Source organism: Calditrichota bacterium (assembly GCA_013151735.1).
GTDB lineage: Bacteria > Zhuqueibacterota > JdFR-76 > JdFR-76 > BMS3Abin05 > BMS3Abin05.
Genome location: JAADHR010000146.1, coordinates 1 through 19,535 on the forward strand (window position 1 = coordinate 1; position 19,535 = coordinate 19,535).

At 47.9% G+C, this 19,535-nt stretch carries 14 protein-coding genes; 1 reads left to right on the plus strand and 13 read right to left on the minus strand.

Features of this window, described 5'->3' with window-relative positions; all coding sequences use genetic code 11:
• Positions 1-219: 219 nt before the first annotated feature.
• The 13 genes from GXO76_10475 to GXO76_10535 form a co-directional block, all read right to left on the minus strand.
• The gene (locus GXO76_10475; protein NOY78278.1) at positions 220-1,650 is read right to left on the minus strand and encodes an aldehyde dehydrogenase EutE; all 1,431 of its coding nucleotides are present in this window, start codon (positions 1,648-1,650) and stop codon (positions 220-222) included.
• 118 nt (positions 1,651-1,768) lie between these two features.
• Complete coding sequence (locus tag GXO76_10480; protein NOY78279.1) at positions 1,769-2,068, minus strand: EutN/CcmL family microcompartment protein; 300 nt, start codon at positions 2,066-2,068, stop codon at positions 1,769-1,771.
• Between the two features lie 15 nt (positions 2,069-2,083).
• Complete coding sequence (locus tag GXO76_10485) at positions 2,084-2,398, minus strand: BMC domain-containing protein (GenBank protein ID NOY78280.1); 315 nt, start codon at positions 2,396-2,398, stop codon at positions 2,084-2,086.
• A 58-nt stretch (positions 2,399-2,456) separates the two neighbouring features.
• Positions 2,457-3,083, minus strand: coding sequence for a hypothetical protein (locus GXO76_10490; GenBank protein ID NOY78281.1), 627 nt, complete (start codon positions 3,081-3,083; stop codon positions 2,457-2,459).
• 73 nt (positions 3,084-3,156) lie between these two features.
• Positions 3,157-4,551, minus strand: coding sequence for a deoxyribose-phosphate aldolase (deoC, locus tag GXO76_10495; GenBank protein NOY78282.1), 1,395 nt, complete (start codon positions 4,549-4,551; stop codon positions 3,157-3,159).
• 3 nt (positions 4,552-4,554) lie between these two features.
• The gene (locus tag GXO76_10500) at positions 4,555-5,523 is read right to left on the minus strand and encodes a sugar-binding transcriptional regulator (GenBank protein NOY78283.1); all 969 of its coding nucleotides are present in this window, start codon (positions 5,521-5,523) and stop codon (positions 4,555-4,557) included.
• Positions 5,524-5,861: 338 nt separating this feature from the next.
• Complete coding sequence (locus GXO76_10505) at positions 5,862-7,187, minus strand: thymidine phosphorylase (GenBank protein NOY78284.1); 1,326 nt, start codon at positions 7,185-7,187, stop codon at positions 5,862-5,864.
• 36 nt (positions 7,188-7,223) lie between these two features.
• Entirely contained in the window at positions 7,224-8,582 is a 1,359-nt protein-coding gene (glmM, locus tag GXO76_10510; protein NOY78285.1) for a phosphoglucosamine mutase, read from the minus strand.
• A 262-nt stretch (positions 8,583-8,844) separates the two neighbouring features.
• Entirely contained in the window at positions 8,845-10,200 is a 1,356-nt protein-coding gene (locus GXO76_10515) for a sigma-54-dependent Fis family transcriptional regulator (GenBank protein ID NOY78286.1), read from the minus strand.
• A 278-nt stretch (positions 10,201-10,478) separates the two neighbouring features.
• Positions 10,479-12,926 carry a hypothetical protein gene (locus GXO76_10520; GenBank protein NOY78287.1) on the minus strand — a complete coding sequence of 816 codons (2,448 nt, stop codon included), beginning with the start codon at positions 12,924-12,926 and terminating at the stop codon, positions 10,479-10,481.
• Positions 12,927-13,211: 285 nt separating this feature from the next.
• A complete protein-coding gene (locus GXO76_10525; protein NOY78288.1) occupies positions 13,212-13,547 on the minus strand; it encodes a DUF2703 domain-containing protein in 336 nt (111 codons plus the stop codon).
• A 28-nt stretch (positions 13,548-13,575) separates the two neighbouring features.
• On the minus strand, positions 13,576-17,568 hold the full coding sequence (gene porU, locus GXO76_10530) for a type IX secretion system sortase PorU (GenBank protein NOY78289.1): 3,993 nt from the start codon (positions 17,566-17,568) through the stop codon (positions 13,576-13,578).
• Positions 17,569-17,571: 3 nt separating this feature from the next.
• A complete protein-coding gene (locus tag GXO76_10535; protein NOY78290.1) occupies positions 17,572-18,291 on the minus strand; it encodes a TlpA family protein disulfide reductase in 720 nt (239 codons plus the stop codon).
• Between the two features lie 264 nt (positions 18,292-18,555).
• On the opposite strand from GXO76_10535, the gene GXO76_10540 reads away from it, so the two are divergent.
• Positions 18,556-19,446: a CDP-alcohol phosphatidyltransferase family protein gene (locus tag GXO76_10540; protein ID NOY78291.1), complete on the plus strand. Its 891-nt coding sequence runs from the start codon at positions 18,556-18,558 to the stop codon at positions 19,444-19,446.
• The last annotated feature ends 89 nt before the right edge of the window (positions 19,447-19,535 follow it).

The following is a 19,535-nucleotide window of genomic DNA, read 5'->3' on the forward strand; positions in this document are numbered from 1 at the left end:
CACTAAAATTCCAAAACACAAAAAGAGGTGTGTTATCTGTTTCTTTTAAAAGCATCCCACAAATACAGAAAGATTAAAAGAACACACCCCTAAATCCCCTCTTTTTAGAGGGGACTTCCCCGGTATGTACCCTTGGTTTTTCTCAATAAACATGTGCAAAAAGTAGCTCACTACTTGCGATGGCTTTTTCCATCTAATTTTTCAAAATGAGCAATCGAGCTACACAATCCGAAAATGATCCACCAGCACGCAGCGCCGTTCCCGCGAAAAACTTCGGGGATTAGTCAGTCCCTCGCCGGTGGGACTCGCAATGGAAAACGAACAGTAACCTTCTCCGCCGTACCCCAATCCGGCTACCGAAGGACCATTCTTGACAAAAATACTGCAATTCATTTCCCGGGCCATCCGGCTCAAATTGTCCAGGTTTTTGGAATACATAACGGCCGTGTGACCGTAGCCGTGTTCCATTTCTTTCGCAAGATCAATGGCCCGGTCGGCACTGGAAACCCGCAAAATGGGCAGCACCGGCATCATCTGCTCCGTCCAGAGCAGCGGATGATCCTCCTCCACCTCCACAATGGCCAGACGAACGTCCTTCGGTATTTTCATTCCGATTTTGGACAGAATGACCTGCACATCTTTTCCGATCAGGGCTTTATTCACGGGCGTCTGTTGGCGCGGCTGGAGCGGAGCACTGAAAATAATGGGTTCCAATTGCATGAATTGCCCGCGGGTTAAAAGCACGGCGCCATGGCGCTGCATGGCGGCGATCAGCAAATCGGCCACTTTACTGACAACCAGGACCTCCTTCTCATCGACACAAATGATGTTGTTGTCCATGGACGCCCCGCGCACAATATTTTTTGCAGCCTGGTCAATGTCCGCCGTCTCGTCCACCACCACAGGCGGATTCCCGGGTCCCGCACAAATTGCCCGTTTTCCGCTGGCCATCGCCGCTTTTACCACGCCGGATCCCCCGGTAACCACCAGCAGCCGAACCCCGGGATGGTGCATCAGTTCATTGGCCGATTCAACAGTCGGATTCACAAGGGTGGTGACCAGATTGGGCGGGCCGCCCGCCTCCGTGATCGCCTGGTTCAGAAGGCGAATATTGTAAATACTGACGTTCTTTGCTCCCGGATGCACGTTAAAAACCACGCCGTTCCCGGCCGCTACCATGCCAATCGTGTTGCAAATGATCGACGATGTGGGATTCGTTACCGGCGTCACAGACCCAATAACTCCGTAAGGCGCCAGTTCCACCAGTGTCAGGCCCCGATCGCCGGAATACGCCGTTGGGGTCAGCATTTCCGTTCCGGGTGTTTTTTCAATCACCAGCTTATTTTTTACGATTTTATCCGCTACCCGGCCCAAACCCGTTTCTTCATGCGCCCGTTTGGCCAGATCTTCAGCGTGTTCCAGCATTCTCCGGCGGATATTTGCAATGATTTCATTTCGCCTGGCCAGGGTCATCTGCATGAACTGCAAATGGGCCTTCCGGGTTGCTTCCACCGCCGCATCGATGGTCGGAAAAATCCCATTCCCCGGCGAAACCCCGGATGACGCGGCCCCGCTCGGCGGCACCTCCGAAGAAACACCCGCAGACCGGCTTTGCAACCGGCCAATTACGAGTCTGGCCACCCGGTCAATTTGTTCCTGTGTTAAATTGGACACGATTCAATCTCCAATTTTCCGAAAAATATTTTTACGCAAGAAGATTGCATTCTCAAGCAAGCTTCATTTTTAAGACGATCAGATGACAGTCGTCTCAGTCGTTTACGCCTTTCTTGTACCGGATTTTACCGCCCACTTCCCAGTTGTCTACGATGGCCATCACCACGGCATCACAGGGGCGCTTGTCCGTTTGAATGGTCTGACGGGCAGAACTTCCACTGGCGTACAGAACCATTTCATTGAGTCCGGCGCCTACGGCATCGGCTGCCACAACGAAACCGTCCTTCTCTTTTCCTTCCAGGTCCACCTGACGCAAGACGAGAAATTTCAGTCCCTCCATACTTTCTTCCTTGCGTGTGGAAACCACCGTTCCAACGACTTTGGCCAATATCATGTGTCCTCCCTTGCGCTATTTGGCCGTCCGGGTCATTTCGGCTTTTCCCTCTTTGGTTCGACCCAACGGCAGAACGGCATCTACGTTTGGATGCGGACGTGCAATAATGTGGATGGCTACAATTTCGCCCACACGTGCCGCACCTGCCCGACCCGCATCGCACGCCGCCTTAACGGCTGCCACATCGCCCCGGATCACGACACTTACGTACCCCCCGCCTGTTTTTTCGTAACTGACCAATTCTACCTTCGCCGCCTTTACCATTGCATCGGCCGCTTCAACAACTGCCGGAAAACTTCTGGTTTCAATCATTCCTAATGCTTCTGCCATGTTTGTTTCCTCCGATTCTTTGTTTTGAAAAAATAGGGCCCACGAATTTTACGAATTTTCACGAACCTGACATGTCTTTTCCCGTAACGCTCTCGATGGCTTTTACCGCCGCACGCCAGCCCACATCGATATCCCGTTCTTCTCCGCCCAGGTAAACCCGCCCGAAACTACCGAACGTGCGGACCTCCAGTATGTTGATTTCAGCCGCCTTTTCGGCTTCGTTGGCGGCCAGAGCGGCATACGCCGCCGGCTGAACCTCCATCACGTAAAGGGTCTGCCCCGGAATAATCATGTTTCCGTGGCGAGTTCGATTGATGAGCTGGGTCTGGTGATCATCGATGCGGCGAATTACCTGACTGGAAAACACCCTCGGCTTCCAGCGATCCTCCTCCTTCAAGCCCAGAGCATCCAGAATAGCCTGCCCCGACTGCCGGACGTCGGCCTGCGAAAGCGAGTGAATTTCCAGCATCCCGTAAAGGCGTTCCACAATCTGCATGCCCGGCTTGACATCCGTCGATTTGAGAGCAATGTCCGTGATACGATTAATTTCAATTCCCGGGGAGATTTCCACGTAAAGAGATGCCATTCCCGCAATGGGGAGAAATCCCTGAGCCACCGTTCCGAGAAAAGCTGCATATTGGGGCTGCAAACTGTCCAGAAAAACGTACGCGCGTAGATCAACCACTTTTTATCCTCCTTTTGCTTCTTTTGCCGTATTCCGTCAAATCACTCCAAAGAGAAACATCGGTTTTTCAGCGTCAATTTGAAATCGTGATCGATTTGGCTTCCTGCACAATTTTTACACCGGCGCTGGCACCAATCCGCGTGGCGCCGGCTTCGATCATCTCTTTGGCTTCTTCAAAGCTGTGAATTCCTCCCGCCGCTTTCACCCCCATTCCGGCAGACTGCACGACCTGACTCATCAGCGCCACGTCCTTGGCTGTGGCCCCGCCCGGGCCAAATCCGGTGGAGGTTTTCACATAATTCGCACGGGCACGTTTGGCAATCTGACAGGCACGGATCTTTTCTTCGTCGGTCAGCAATGCCGCTTCAATAATAACCTTGGAAAGGGCACTCCCGTCTTCGCAGGCTTCAACCACCATTCGAATATCCCGATACACCCAGTCGTCCTCTTTGCCTTTGAGCGCTCCAATGTTAATCACCATGTCAATTTCTTTGGCCCCTTCCCGGATGGCCCGCCGGGCTTCCATCGCCTTAATTTCCGGCATGTGGGCGCCGAGGGGAAATCCCACGACCGTACACACATCCACATCGGTTCCTGCCAATTCCCGGGCCGCCAGCGGAACAAAGGTGGGGTTGATACACACGGATGCAAATCCGTATTCCCGGGCCTCGGCACAGAGTTTTCGAATGTCTTCCGACGTGGCTTCCGGTTTGAGGAGTGTGTAGTCAATGTATTTCGCAATATCCTGAGGCACGGCCTTTTCGCCCGGCGCGTGAGAAAAGCGATCGGCGCCGAGATTGATTAAATCGCGCACCATTTCGGGTGTTTTTGCCGGATAGGAACTTCCGCCGTAGGCGGCCTGGGCAGCACCGGCCAGGACGGCTCCCTCAGTCGAAAGAAGCTCCTGAATCCGATCGGCTATCCTCGCAACATCTTCGTCTGTCAAATCCAACAGCGTGTCCTCCTTTATTTCCGTTTTTGGGGGAGCGGGCGGATCTTCAGCAGAAAGATCACCCGTTTCCAATGCGTTTACCATTTCCGCCCGACGCAAATAGCGGTCAACCGTACACTCCGTGGACAGAAAAACATCCACAATCTGTTTGGCCAGAGCAGGTCCTACCAACCCGGCACCCAGCGTCAGGACGTTGGCGTTATTGTGTTCCCGGGCATTTCTTGCTGTGGTCAAATCGTAGCAGAGAGCCGCACGGATACCTGCCACCTTATTTGCAGCCATGGCGGAACCGATACCCGCGGCGTCCACAATGATTCCAAAATCCGCTTCACCGTCCGACACCTTTTTGGCAACCGCGTAGGCAATTTTGGGGTAATCCACGGGATCCTTACTAAACGTTCCGCAATCAATCACCCGGAATCCGTTTTGGGTGAGATACTCTTTGAGCTCAACCTTCAGATCGAAACCGGCATGATCCGAACCCAGAGCAATGACCCGTTCCTTTTGAGCCGACATTGCTTATTTAGTCCCTCTATTATTTGAAAACTCCAGAAGTTTCATGGCCACGCGCTCATCCGTAATGAGAACATTAAAGTGTTTTCCGAGAATGCCCGCATAAACGGCCCGGGCCTTTTTGGCGCCCCCGGCCACGGCAATGGCAAAGGGTTTTTTATGCAGCTCCTGCAAATCGATCCCAATGGTACGGGCATCCAGATCGGGAGAACAAATATCCCCGTCTTCTGTAATAATGCGGGAGCAAATATCCCCCACGGCACGATTCTTTAAAAGGGACTCTACTTCTGCTGGATCAAAGTAATCTGCTTTTACCAACACGGAATCGTAATCAAAAGCCCCAACAGTGAACATGGCGATGCTCGCTTCCCGCGCCAGGTTCAGGGTCCGGGAGATGTTCCGGTCCTGGAGAATGGCGTCTTTCAATTCGGCTCGATCGACAATGGCAGGCAGCGGCAGTAGAAACGGAACCGCCTGATATTTTTCGGCGATTTTCTGCGCCACCTCGCTGGCCCGCGTATCATATTCCGCACGGGAAACGCCACCGTTTAACTGCACCACTTTTACCCCCCTTACCGGCCGGGGACGCACATGATTGGCAACCTCTTGCATCGTCGTGCCCCAGGAAATTCCCAGAATCGTGTTTTCCTGAATGAGCCGATCCAGATAATCCGCCGCAGCCCGTCCCAACCGTTGTTTTAAGACGCCATCCGGTACGCCGTCGTTCGGAACCACAATCACCTTTTTAAGATGAAATTTTCGGCGAATCTGATCCTCAAGAACCGTCCCGCGATCGGACGGATCCGTAATCTGAATGCGAATGATTCCCTCCTCACGCGCCTGGTGCAGAATACGCGAAACGGTGGGACGGGAAAGCCCCAATTTATCGGCGATTTTCTGCTGGCTGTAACCGTGCTCGTAATACAGCCGGGCCACTTCCACCAGCAAGGATGTTCGGGTTTGCAAATTGAGCATTGAAGTGCGAACATTTGTTCAATATTAGTTAACATTTGTTCAGAATGACAAATTAATTTACGTAATTATTTTTAATCTGTCAAGAAAAAAATGCAGGGTAAAAAAATTTTTGTTTGATTAAAAGAGGTTGGGATGAAGACTAAACAGTTAATAGCCGCGAATGCGCGAATCAAAAACAAACGCCTCATTTGCGTATTTGCAGCTGTTTTTAGCTTTTTATTTAATCCCAAAAAGTCGGGGTGAAAACCAAATAATAAATAGCCGCGAATGCGCGAATTAAAACAAGCTCTCATTTGCATATTCGCGGCTAACATAGTTTTTCTCAAAGCTTTCAACCCCTACACGGGTTCTACGCCCTCCAGTGTAATGCGGCCTTGAATCAATCCCAGAGGATCTGTTTTTTCCTCCCCGATATCAAAGGCTTGTTGGATTCGCTCGACAATCGTGCGCGAATCGCTTAACCGGGTGTACAGTAAAGCCACCGGCTCTCCGGCTTCCACAAAATCCCCGATTTTCTTTTTCAAAAGAATTCCAGCCCCGGGATCCACGGCATCCTCCATTCGGTTCCGACCCGCACCCGCCACCACGGAGGCCATTCCGATTTCCAGAGCATTGACTTCCTGCACAAATCCTGTTTGAGCGGCACGAATCTCAATCGGATCCGGCAGCGGATACTCGTCCAGCTCATCAAAAACCGCCGGATCCCCACCCTGTAATTCCACATTCCGCAGAAAGAACTCGTATGCTTTGCCCGAAAGCAGATTTTCCTTTGCAATTTTTTCTGCCGTTTTCTCGTCGGCCGCAATCCCGCCAATCAGCAGCATCCACTTCGCCAGCAAATAGGTCACTTCCATCACATCTGCCGGTCCGTCTCCCTGCAAACACCGGACAGATTCCTTCACTTCCAGCCAATTTCCAACGGCCTGCCCCAGGGGTTGCTGCATATTCGTAATAAATGCCTCCGTCTTCAGGCCTGCCCGTTCGCCAATCATTTTCAGGGTTTGTCCCAGGGTAACCGAATCGTTGGGATCGGGGAAAAAAGCTCCGTACCCGGTCTTGACATCCAGCACCAGGCCCTGAATCCCCTCGGCAATCTTTTTGCTCATAATGCTTCCTGCCACCAGAGGAATGGAGTTAATGGTTGCCGTGGCACTTCTCAAGGCGTACAAACGGCGGTCGGCGGGGACAATGCGCTCTGTTTGTCCCATCATGGCGAAACCGCCTTTTTTAAGGATGTTTTTGAATTCATCGATTGTGAGCTGTGTTCGGTAGCCGGGAATCGCCTCCAACTTATCGAGCGTTCCCCCCGTGTGGCCCAACCCCCGCCCTGAAATCATGGGCACCGGGACGCCTGCCGAAGCCACAAGCGGGGCTAATATCAGCGACACCTTATCGCCCACACCTCCGGTACTGTGTTTATCCACCTTCATTCCGGGAACATCGGACAGATCAACGGTATCGCCGGAGTGAATCATCAAATCCACCAATGCCTGCAGTTCTGTGCCGTCCATTCCCTGAAAATAGATGGCCATCAGCAGGGCGGCCATCTGGTAATCCGGGATGGTATCCTTTAAATATTCAGACAGGAAAAAGCTAATTTCTTCACGCGACAACGCGTGTCCATCTCTTTTCTTTGCAATAATTTCAAACGGAACGTAATTCACATCCAGCTCCTCAACTTTTTAGAAAAAACACTTGAATCAGGCAATTTCTATTGCCTGAATTTCCTCCACAATTCCATCGGCCAGCGTTTCGGCCTCTTCTGCTGTGGGGGCCTCGGAATACACACGAATAATGGGTTCTGTGTTGGATTTCCGCAAATGCACCCACCGATTTTCGCTTATTATTTTTAATCCGTCTTCCGTATTCAGATTTTCGTTTTTATGGCGCTCTTTCATCAGGTTCAGTATCTCATCCGGATCCATTTCACCGATCTGGATTTTCTTTTTCACCATTTTAAATTGCGGAAGACTTTTGTGCAGCTCCGAAATCGTCCCTCCAAATTCAACCAGTTGCTGCAGGGTAAGCGCAATGGCGACAGGCGCATCCCGGCCCAGATGCACCTCGGGTAGAATAACCCCGCCATTTCCTTCGCCGCCGATAACGGCCTGCACCTCTTTCATTTTTTTGGCCACATGAATTTCCCCAACCTTTGTCCGGTAAACCGGGACGCCGTACTTTTCCGCAAGTTTGTCAATGGCCAGCGTGGTGGACAAATTGGTCACCACGGGCCCCCTCTTTTTTGAAAGAATAAAATTCACGGCCAGAGCCAGTGTGTACTCCTCCACCAGGGGATCTCCCGTCTCGGAAAAAATTGCACACCGATCCGAATCAGGATCCACGGCAAACCCGATATCCAACTGATTGGCACGAATGGTATTCGAAAGAACCGTTAAATTCTGAGGAAGCGGCTCCGGCGTGTGGGGGAACAGGCCGTTTGGAGCGGTATTGAGTCCCACAATTTCGCAGCCAAGGGCATGCAAAAAATCGGGCAAAAACACGGCCCCCGCCCCGTTCACGCAATCAATGGCCACTTTAAATTTCCGTTGACGGATGGCCGGAACATCGATGAACGGAAGCTCCAGAACCGCTTTCATGTGATCGCCGATGGCCCGGTCGTAGGCGTACACCTTCCCCACCTCTTGCCAGGTTTTCCACGCAAACACCCCTTCCTTTGAGCGGGCAATCACTTCCTGTCCCTCCTCAGCATCCAGAAACATACCCTGTTCATTCATCAATTTCAGGGCGTTCCATTGAATCGGGTTGTGGGAAGCGGTAATGGCAATTCCCCCCTTGGCCTTCAGGTTTTCGATGGCCAGTTGTACCGTTGGTGTGGGAACGATTCCGATTTTGATGACGTCACACCCAACGGACTGGAGGGTACCCACCACAAGGTTTTCCACCATTTCCCCGGTTACACGGGAATCACGCCCCACAACAACCGGACCGCCGCCCAGCCATGAACCGTAAGCCGCCACAAATTGAATAATTGTATCCGGATTAAAATTCTCACCCACGACGCCGCGAATTCCAGATACACTGACCATGAGCTTCTGCATGTATCTTCCTCCAAAATAGTTGGGATCAAGCACGGGGATCGTTGCCGGACCCCTTATTTTTTTCGGACCTTCCCCCGTTATTAAAGGTTTCTGAAGGAGACTAAAAAAACCTTTGTTCCATGTTGATTTGAAGTTTTAAGATACAAAATTTTAGTAAGATTTCCAATAGCTTTTCCCGTCCGGTAAAACAAAAAGCCACCGGTTCCAACGGAACCGATGGCTGATCCCCTGATTTTCGAGGTGTGGTTTTGTCAGGTTAGCTTTAGTGGGATTGAATACCGTAACGCATCATTTTTTTATAAAGATTGGTTCGATCCAGTCCCAATTCTTTGGCTGTTCTCGAAATATTCCAGTTCAGGGCCGCCAGGCGATTGAGAATCATCTCTTTCTCAAAACTTTCACGGGCCTCCCTCAATGTGATATTTCGGTTTGAAAAATAGGTCTTCTGCGCATAATTTTCATTTCGATAAATAGCCTGAAATGCCAGTTGCTGATCAATAACCTCTTTATCGCTTACTACCACCAGATATTCAACAACATTTTTGAGTTCCCGAATATTTCCGGGCCAGTCGTATTCAACAAATAAAATGATGGCGTCGGTCGTAAAGACGCGACGCTTCACATTGTTTTCATCCGAAAAAAGTTTATTAAAATGCGTAATTAAGGCCGGAATATCCTCTTTCCTTTCGCGCAGGGGGGGCACATAGATCGTAACCACATTCAATCGATAATACAAATCTTCCCGAAATTTCTTCTCAACAATCAACTGCTCCAATTTTTTATTTGTGGCGGCAATAATTCGGGCATCTACCTGTTCAAAATCAACTCCCCCCAATTTCTGGATTTCGCCCTCCTCAATAGCGCGAAGCACTTTGGCCTGAGCCCGCAGACTCATATCGCCGATCTCATCCAGAAAAAGGGTTCCGCCGTTGGCCGCTTTAAAAAGGCCTTCTTTGTCCGTTCCGGCCCCCGTAAAGGCTCCTTTTTTATATCCGAAAAGCTCGCTTTCGATCAATTCTTCGGGAATTGAAGCACAATTCAGGCGAACAAAGGGTCCGTCCGACCGGGTGCTCAGATGGTGAATGGCTCGGGCAACCAATTCCTTGCCTGTTCCGCTTTCCCCCTGAATAAGAATCCTCCCGTGTGTGGGAGCCGCCTGCTCGATCGTTTTGAAGATATTTCGAATGGCTTGGCTCTTGCCGATCATCTTGTAGCGCTCAAGCGAGTCCCGAATGAGAGAATGGACTTTCTTTTCCAACCGATATTTCTCAACGGCATTTTTCAGCGTAATCAGAACCCGTTCCGCATCAAGAGGCTTCTCAAGGAAATCATACGCTCCCAACTTGGTTGATTCCACGGCCAGGCGAATGGTCCCGTGGCCGGAAATCACGATCACCGGCAGTTGAGGCTTTTTGGTAACGACCTCCTTAAGCACCTCCATTCCATCTTTTTTGGGCAATATAATATCCAGAACAAGAGCGTCAAAATCCTTTTGATTTACTTTGACAAGCGCTTCTTCGCCATCTTTTGCCAGATCGACACTGAATCCCTTGAATTCAAGAATATCCTGAAGGGCCCTGATCATCCGCTCGTCATCGTCAACGATCAGTACCTTAATTTTTCCATTCTGCGTAATGGCGTTCATGGCTGGTCTTTCTGTGAATAAACACTCAATTGAGAGTCCGGGTCATACCAACTGAATCACTGTGAGTCCTGAAAAAAACAGGACATTCCGGATTGTTTTGTCCCGTTTAAAAAGGCTTCTTTCCACTATAAGACTATATCTTTTGCAAGAATTGTTCCAACAGAATTTAGGCTTAAGCAGCCAAAGAAGTGTGGTGCAATTACCACAAATGTCAGATTTATGAGACAGCCTTGTAGTATTTTTGCAACACTTTACAGGGCGGGAAAATACACCGTAACATTGGTTCCGATCCCTTGTTTACTTTGTATGGTAATTTTCCCCTTGTGAGATTCAACAATTTCTTTCGCAATGATCAGCCCAAGCCCTACGCCTTCTTTCCGTGTGGTGAAAAACGGCTGGAAAATCGATTCAAATACTTCTTCAGACATACCTTCACCGGTGTCTGCAATTTCCACAACCACCACAGACACAAATTTCTGGCTGACTTCGTCCCAATGCTCCCGGGTGTCGGTAATAATGGTAATTCTTCCCCGGCCCTTGATCGCGTGGGCTGCATTATCAACAATATTTTCCAGCAGTATGATCAGCTGCTCTTCATCGCCGGAAATCTCCGGTATTTTGGGATTGAGATTCAGATCAATCTCAACCTCACCGGATATGCGTTGCTGGGCGTCAAAATAGACCTTCTGAATTATGGAATTAAGGTTGACGGGAAGTTTATTCTGCTTTTCAAGACGGACAAATTTCAGGAATCCATTTGTAATTCTGCGGATTCTATTAATTTCTTCTTCCATGTTTCGTATGTACGTCTTGTATTTTGTAATTTCTGAATCGTTATCGGCTTCAAGAGCCATTTCCAGCCGCTGTATGGTCAGATTCACCGTGGACAGCGGTGTTTTAATATCGTGGGCGATTCGTTGAGCCATGCTGATCCACGCGCTGAGACGATGAGAACGGGTTAATTCCGTAACATCCTGGATCATCATGAGTGCAATTTTGTCTGTTTGTGAATCCGGATGATTGATCCATTGCAAGTCGACCTGGAGGGTCATATCCGTATTATCGATACTTATTGGAAGAGAAACGCGCGAGTGCTCCACCTGTCCCGCATAGAATTCATCCAGCACATTTGCGAAAGACTTCAAATTCCCTCTAAAGAATTCACGATAATGAACGCCCGCAAATGGGGCAAAATAATTTCGCATCAGCTTTTCCGAACTTGAACTGTATTTCATGAGTTTGCCTGATTTGGCAAACACAAGCGTGGCAATTTTCGATTCTTCCGTAAAGAATTTTCCTATGAGGCTCTCCCAGCTGCTTTCATCTTCCTCTTTCAGGCTTACCATAAAGAGTCGAAGTAACACCAGTAAAAACAAAATACCCAGAAGAAAATATTTTAGCCGAATAGAATAATAGTAAAAGTTGATCGAATAGGAAATAAAATTCAGCTGGCCCCTTTCTGTTGAAATCACAAAGATCGGGGGGGCGTTTTTGGTTGCATGATAAATAAACAAGTGCTTAATTGCGCCCCAATAGCCTGCAAGGGGTTTGAAGTCCTGATCCAGAAGGATCAGGCGCTTGGTGCTCAAAATTAAATATTCAGATGCTCCCGTCGGATTGATAGTAACTCTCTTGATCTCTCTCCAGTATTCCGGAGCAATCCACTCCTTTTTGGCTGTGTATAAAAAGTTATCACGAACCCGTAAAATGTAGGAATAGCCATCTCTTGTTAAGAGAAATAATTGCTTTCCTTTTGGCCCGTCATAAACGATAAAATTCAGTAACCGGTCCACAAAGGTTGAATTTTGTAAAAAAGCACCTGTTTGTGAATTGATCACAATTAAATGGTTTTCAACAATTTTCCCGAATGCACCACTGAGGGTCATGATAATTTCTTTGCCGGGTATTTTGGGGAAAATATCCGCAATATGAAGAAATCCGCTGCTTCCCGGTAGGGATTTAATCGACCAAAGGCGGTTGCCTTGGTTATCGAAACAAATCAATTGAGATTTTTTTACGGGACTGTCTGAAAACGGGCGAATAAAAAAGAAGCGCTGTGAAGCCGTATGTTCCTTGCAAACGGCTTCATAATAACCAATATTCGCTCTGTATCCAATAGGAAGCTGAAATACAGGGCGGCTCTCTGTGCCAAGAGATATGGCATAAACCCCAAAACGTTTTTGATCGGGCAAGTCTTTTCGAATATAAATCAGAACATCCGGCTGCCCATCGTTATCCCAGTCGGTGACTCCGAGAAGAACAATTTTCTTCGTGTTGGCCAAGTGATCAAAAATGACTTGTTTTCGAATAAATTGTCCCGAATATCCGAAAATTTCCAAAAACAAAGAGGCATTCCGGGTCTCGAGAATCAGAAATTCTTTCCCGGGCCGGGTAGCGAAAATGTCGTGTATCGCAATATCTTTGCATTTCCCCAAAAGCAATATTTTGTTGGGTGTTCCCTGAATATTTGAATAATAAAGGAGCTGGTCGCTTTTGCTGCGTCTGGACGTCTTCTGTTCGCTCACAACCAGAATCTCATCATCCCCGTTGTTGTCCAGGTCATTAATTCGAACCTGTATTTTCCCGGGAAAGATTTTTTGGGTTATTTTATTGAAAATATGCGGATTCCGGGCATTGTTGCTAATGCTCGTATTTTTTTCAAAGAAGATAAGCAGGGCATAAAAAAACAGGGATAACAAAATGAAGGAATTTAGAAATAATTTTATTTTTTTGAGAGGCATGAGGAAAGTATCTTTTTTGTGCAAATTGATTTTGCTGTAATTTACACAACCCGCCTCAAAAAATCAATAGCATTTTCGTTTTGGCAGCAGAATCGTTAAAAAAAATTCCACCGGCCGGGTATGCGGGTAAGTCCGGTGGAATTTTAAAAGCGGTCAGCCGTTTTGCTTGTTTTTTCTCACTTTCAATTTCAGGCTGCATCCGGCACCGGTTCTTTTTATCATTCGAATTAACCAATTAGGGCATTAATTCTTGCCGGTGTCGCTCTCTCCCACGATTTTCCGAATGGCTTCCTCAAGAAAATCCACCGTGGGTACAGAGGCGGGCTTTCCGTCAATCAGAAATGTTCGGCAATCCAGGGAATAGCGTTCTGATGGGCTGGCATTTTCTTGCAGATCATGTCCGTTGATCCGAATGGTCGGGGACCCCAAAAAGTGGGCCCGTTTTGCCTGATTGAGATCTTTAATTTGAACGCTGTGAATTCCGGCCGGCCACCCATTTTTCTTTAAAGCCGTCACCAAATTTTGAAGGGTTTCTTCGGTGTGTGGGCATTTTGGATTGTACAAAAAATCAATTTTCATGGCTGCTCTCCTTAGGTTAAAAAGAACTCTAATTGATTTTGATCAATTTTCCAATTTTTTCCAACTTTTGCCCATTGGCGTGCGCCTCAAAACGAAACAAATAGAGTCCATTGGCAAGCGGGGCACCATCTCCGTCATGCCCATCCCAGCGGATGGTATTGAATCCGACGCTTGCCGCAAATGACGGCAATGTCTGAATAAGCCGACCCGACAGGGTGTAGATTTTTAGCGTAATGTCCGCCGGGCGATTAATCTCAAAAGAAAAGGTTGTCCAGTCCTGAAACGGATTCGGATAGGGATAAAGTTGCTGCACAATCAACTGATCCTGAGGCATAATGGTGAAGTGAATGGTTCGGGTTGATGAATTGTTGGAATTATCCCATGCCTTCAACTCGGCGGTGTGGGTTCCAACAGGAATATGGGGCAAGGGATATTCCAATTTCCCGGACAGGTAACTTCCGACATCGTATTGAAAATAACTGGTAATATCCCGTTTGGCAGCCGTTTCATTGTCGAGAGTCAGCGTAATTTTGTGGCCGATGTCTCCGGCAATATTGATTCCGCTTTGCTCATCGGTGAGGGTTACCTCCATGACCGGGTTGGGACCGAGCAAATCGCCATCCAGGAAATCCTGATTTTTAAACCCAATCTGAATCTTTGGCCCCTGATTATCTACAAGTCCCTTTGCCGTTCCGTCAACGGTAATTCCTTCTTTATAGCCGGCCCCGTCAATGTCCGCATTCCAGATGTAGGCGCTGATCCGCCCCAGATTTCCGCCGTAACTGATATCTTTCGGAACAATGAAGCGGATTGAAAACCGGCCGTTGGTCACATCCTCCTCGCCTCTGAAAATGGGACGACCCGGCAAAATATAGTGAATAGAAGAACCTACCGCTGTTGTGTACGTTACAGGCCGTTTTGAATCAAAGGCCTTCAGATAAACCCGTCCGTTAAAATCGGTTTGTCGCACCCCATTTTTGAGAACGGTACCCGTCACCAATATTTTGCTGAGAGCTTTTAAGCTGTCCGGGTAGATTTTTTCCAATTTAACATCTAATGTGGGAACCGCCAGATTAAGTGTTGGATCTCCGCAAAGCCAGTATTTCTGATCGTTCAGGCCGTTTGATGAAGCAATTTTAGCCAGCTGCAGGGCTTTTCCAACACGAAGGGTTTTGTTGGGCTTAACAAATAATTTTCGGAGATAAATTTTATTAAAGGACGCATTTTGTGACGCAAAAACATCCCGTGCCGAAGACAAAAGCGCAATGGCCCCATTGTCCGCTTCCGTAACCAATTGTTCGGTCATACTCTGTTCTTCAGGCAAATCATATCGCCCAAACGCGCAGGTCGCTGTAATCCAGAAGGCCAGCCGTCCGGCATTTTGAATACGCGGCAGATCTTTACTGACCTGAAGAACCCGTTCGTGAGCCAGCAGGCGTTCGTTTCCGTGCCCCAGATAATTAATCATCAGGCATCCCTGATTGATTTTTTCAACAAAGTCATTTTCTGCAGCCGGTTTTCGTCTGCCAGAGGCGGCGGCGTCCAAAACCATTGGGTATTCCGTCAAGTAAATTTTATTCTTATCGTAAAGGGCGGGATAATAATGTTCGGCAATATCTTCGGCATCCCTTGTGTGGATGGTCTCATTTACATTGCCCTTTGAGATGTCGCCGAACTCATCATCCGCGACAATCGTTACCTGATTCCGCCAGGGGGCAAAGTTGGGGTTTGATTCGTAATCAACAATCTTATTCAGTACATTTTCGGCCTGGTCCGTCGTTTGACTGGGAATCCGGCCAATGGCGTAATCAATAAGATGATCGTTTCCATTAACACTTGCATACCAATCGTCAGAGGTTAGGGTACTATATTCATCGAGGCTGGAATCCTCGTAGGCGGGAATCCAATTCTCATCCGAATGACCCAGAATATTTTTGTAATCGTAGTCGCCATCACCGTAAAGCAAAACGTATTGCGGGCGTTTTTCCCAGTGAAAATACACATATTTAAGAAAGTCGCGGATAGCCGTCGGATCAAATAACCCTCCTGAAAACTCATCGTACACATCCTGGATTTTTACCACGGTCGTCGCCAAATTATCATGAGTTTCCCGAAGATTTTTCAATCCCATGGCCACATTGTAAAAATCGCCGTGAGAAATGATGAGAAAATCGGCACCGTTTTGCGGATTACGTAAATCCGAAGGCTCATCTTTTATGAGTGCCCCGGGCGTTTTGAACGCCCTGGACTCCACAACGGCCAGCCTCAGGGGACGATCGGACGGAGGGGTCAGGGAAAATCGCAGATTTTGCCGGGAGAGAGTCCAATCCTTCAAGAGCCGTACATTTTGAAAATCGGTGACATCCAGAACCCAGGGCGTCGATTCATCCACTCCGGATACCGTGTATTGGTATCCGACCCCGTCGGCCGGTGTATTGAAAAAAAGCATCCCATCGCGAAGGGCAAGCTTCCGGGGATACTCCACTTCAACCCAATCCAGGTAAAGCTGACTGGTGGGTGTTTTCCCGTCGTATTTAATCGAAAGTGTGTTCCCGCCGTCTTTTGCTCCGGCCACATTCGGAACCGACACCTTTTTCAGGGTGAATGCATAAAATGCCTTCGTTGAAATCAGTTCCGAATTCAGGTACAGGCGAATATGCTGTTTTCCCCCGCTCGGAGAGTACATTTGAAACATAAGATTTATGTGGCGGTCCGGGACCAAATCGGGCAGAAGCAGCGAAAGCGATTTCTCTTCCTGCCCCAGAAAATTCAGCCCAAGCCAGACCATTCCCGAATGGAGAATATTGTAACGTTCATCTTCCCAAAAAATATGCCCGGCAAACTCCGTTCGTTCGGGTAAAGCGGCATTTGGGGGGGCTGAAACTGCCTGTATCCGTTTTCCCGGTATCCCGTCGTTGAATGTAATCCAGTAAATATTCTGAGAGGTGTACGGGTTAATGTAGTGTTTCCAGGGGCGAGTACCGTCTTTGGGATCATAATCCCAGCCCGACACACTCTTCCCGTAGAAAAGAAGGTAGTCTCCTTCATCAAAATGACCGTCCTGGCCGTCCGACACATAGATGGCATTTTCCAGCAGGCTGTCGGGACGCGGGACATTCAACCCGCGAGGAAGGGTTTTCCCCCCATTATTGAAGATCTTCAGTGTTTTCGGATCAATAGTGGACAGGTTAATGCCATTGTCTTTAAGAAATTTCCCCGTAATTTTATAGATACCATCCTCATAAACCGGGAATTTATAAAACGTCCGGTTATCCTGAAGCCGAAATCTTTTTCGAAGGGATTTCTGCCGGGTCGAAAAAATCCATTTGCGCGCCTGATCAAAATTAATGACGGCATTTTCGTAGGTACTGACATCCCGGGAGCCCTCCTCGACCTGAAAAGAACCCGTGGTTTTCCCTCCCGAAAAATCAATTCGCAAACGCATTTTGGTTGTAATTTTGACGAGATGTTGTGCCGGATTGTATTGAATCGGATTCAGGCGAATCCGCGCGATAAACAGATCTTCCATGAATCCGGAATCCAGAACCTCTGCCAGTACGCCGGGGACAAAATGACGGGTTTCGAAATAATTTTCCGGAAGTTGAAAATAGGATTGGTACATGCCGTCGACTTTTTTCCAGGATAATCTCGGAACAACGTCGGCATCGGGAAGAGAGATCGACTCCGTTTTTAAAAGTTGAATTTTTACCCGGGCATGAGGTGGAATTCCAATTGGCAAAACGGTGACGGGCACATCCGGTCCGGTTGTTACCCCGTCGGTTGCATCCAAAAAGAAAAATCGGTGGAAAATTCTTCCACCGATTTTTACGGAATCATCCTGAAGATTCAGCAGATCATAATCAAGGGTCAGGGAGTGATCGGAGGAAGCGATTATTTTAACCGGGGACTTTTCAAGCGCCTCACTTCCGGAAAAAACCAAACGGTTAAACGCAAAGATCAGTCCAAGTAAAACGAGCAGCCGAAATACGAAGAATCGGTCAAAATAGTGCTTCCTTACCATGGATCATTCCTTTAAAAGGGCTTCAAAAAGATTGTGGGCCGCCTCTGTTGACCAGTCTCTGGCACCGACGGCACGGCCAAGAATTTCACCATTCTTTTTTACAATGTAGGTGGAAGGCAATCCACGCACACCGTACATTCCGTTTACCTGACTTTTGGGATCCAGTACAAAATGAAATTTCAGATTTTTGCCCTTCAGCCAATTCTTCACCTGGGAAGCGCTTTCTCCGGCGTCAACTGCCAGAATAACAAACTGATTGCCATATTTTTTCTGGAGATTGGTCAATAGGGTTTGCATAGACGGCATTTCTTTCACGCACCAGGGGCACCAGGTTGCCCAAAAATTCAAAAAAACCACCTTTCCGCGAAAATCAGAAAGTTTTACCTGATTTCCATCGAGATCCGTTGCCGTAAAATCCATCGCTTCCAGTTTTTGAGTGGGGGACTGAATCTGCAATTCGGCCATTGACTTCTTAATAATATCCGACAAATTATTAACGGTGGCTTCGTCCAGCGATGTTTTTTCACTTTTCTTGGATGACGTTACAGCCTCGGAAGAAGACGTTTGCCCTGTGGTGGAGGTCTTTGCAATTTTGGACGGGTTTGCAGGCACAGCTGCGGCTGCTTTCGCCTGATCCGTATTTGACTTTTTAGAACATCCGCTGAATTGCCAAATGGCAAAAACACTTGCAAGTAAAATAATCCATACCGCTTTTCTTGACATACACATTCTCCTTTCATTTCCAGATGAATAATAAAAATTTATAAAATATAAAAAATAATATGAATGAAAGCAACATTTTAAAATAGAGCTCTATCCTTGTTAATAAGCCCCAAACAGAATCCCTTTACAAAATCATTTATTTTTTGTGATTTATTTTACACGTTCCCCGCCAATCGGTTCCGGTTAAAAATAAGAATAGTGTTGATTATTTGACAAAAAATTGTTTTTTTGAATACAAACCACTGGCCATACTTGAGAAACCAAATGCATTCATTCTGGAAGAAAATCCATTTTATTCACGAATCTTCTCTGAAATCAAAACAGGCTGATGAATTACTGAACACCTATTTTATCCGCCCGGTGGCTTCCCTGTTTGTGGGACTCCTTTACCCGACGCCCCTCCTGCCCATTCACGTGGTCTTGTTGGGGAGCCTTTTCGGAATCGCCTCTGCAATTCTTGTCGGTTTCGGACAATTGACCTGGGGCGGCATTTTTCTCTTCATTAAAAACATTCTGGATGCGGTAGACGGTCAACTGGCACGCTCCCGGCATCAAGAAGATCGGCGGGGACGTTTTCTGGACTCCATTTCGGACTTTTTAGTTAATTTTCTTCTGTTTGGCGCGATGGGGTGGCACCTTTCAAAAACACATGGTGGCGCAGAAATCTGGATTCTAACGGCTCTGGCCTTTCTCTCTCTGTCCCTTCGGGTATCCTATTTTGTTTACTACTTTGTTGCCTATTTGCACCTGGAGCAAAAATTACAACAAAACCGCCAATTTGAAATCCTTACCGAATCCGATCGTCGGGGCGACCCTCTGGCGTTATTTCTGCAAAAAATTTACATTATTCTTTATAGTTGGCAGGATCGCCTGGTGGGTCGGCTGGATCGATGGTGTATTGGAAAAGGCCCCCATGCGCCAAACGGTAATCGGCAGGAATTCCTGAACTGGTGGTACAGCCATTTGCAGTCTCTTCGGCTCTCCAGTTTTTTGGGGTTGGGGACTGAACTGACGCTCGTAATTTTGGGGTTGCTTTTAAATGAAATTGATTTTTATCTCTGGTTCAACGTTATTTTTTTAAATGCATACGCCGTCTTTTTGATTGTCCTCCGCAAACATCTGGCACGCAAAAACGCACACCATTTTTTGGACTAAGTTCCGGACAACAAAATGCCCTGCTGAGCCTCAGGCATCCAAACGCGCCGGATTTCCCTTGCCGCCTGCGCCTTCATTTTCTCCCCGGA

Excerpts from the sequence above, each read along its gene's own strand:
- GXO76_10480 (NOY78279.1), bottom strand. The coding sequence starts at position 2,068 with ATGATATTGGCCAAAGTCGTTGGAACGGTGGTTTCCACACGCAAGGAA.
- GXO76_10485 (NOY78280.1), bottom strand. The coding sequence starts at position 2,398 with ATGGCAGAAGCATTAGGAATGATTGAAACCAGAAGTTTTCCGGCAGTT.
- deoC (NOY78282.1), bottom strand. The coding sequence starts at position 4,551 with ATGTCGGCTCAAAAGGAACGGGTCATTGCTCTGGGTTCGGATCATGCC.
- GXO76_10500 (NOY78283.1), bottom strand. The coding sequence starts at position 5,523 with ATGCTCAATTTGCAAACCCGAACATCCTTGCTGGTGGAAGTGGCCCGG.
- glmM (NOY78285.1), bottom strand. The coding sequence starts at position 8,582 with ATGCAGAAGCTCATGGTCAGTGTATCTGGAATTCGCGGCGTCGTGGGT.
- GXO76_10525 (NOY78288.1), bottom strand. The coding sequence starts at position 13,547 with ATGAAAATTGATTTTTTGTACAATCCAAAATGCCCACACACCGAAGAA.
- porU (NOY78289.1), bottom strand. The coding sequence starts at position 17,568 with ATGGTAAGGAAGCACTATTTTGACCGATTCTTCGTATTTCGGCTGCTC.
- GXO76_10535 (NOY78290.1), bottom strand. The coding sequence starts at position 18,291 with ATGTCAAGAAAAGCGGTATGGATTATTTTACTTGCAAGTGTTTTTGCC.
- GXO76_10540 (NOY78291.1), top strand. The coding sequence starts at position 18,556 with ATGCATTCATTCTGGAAGAAAATCCATTTTATTCACGAATCTTCTCTG.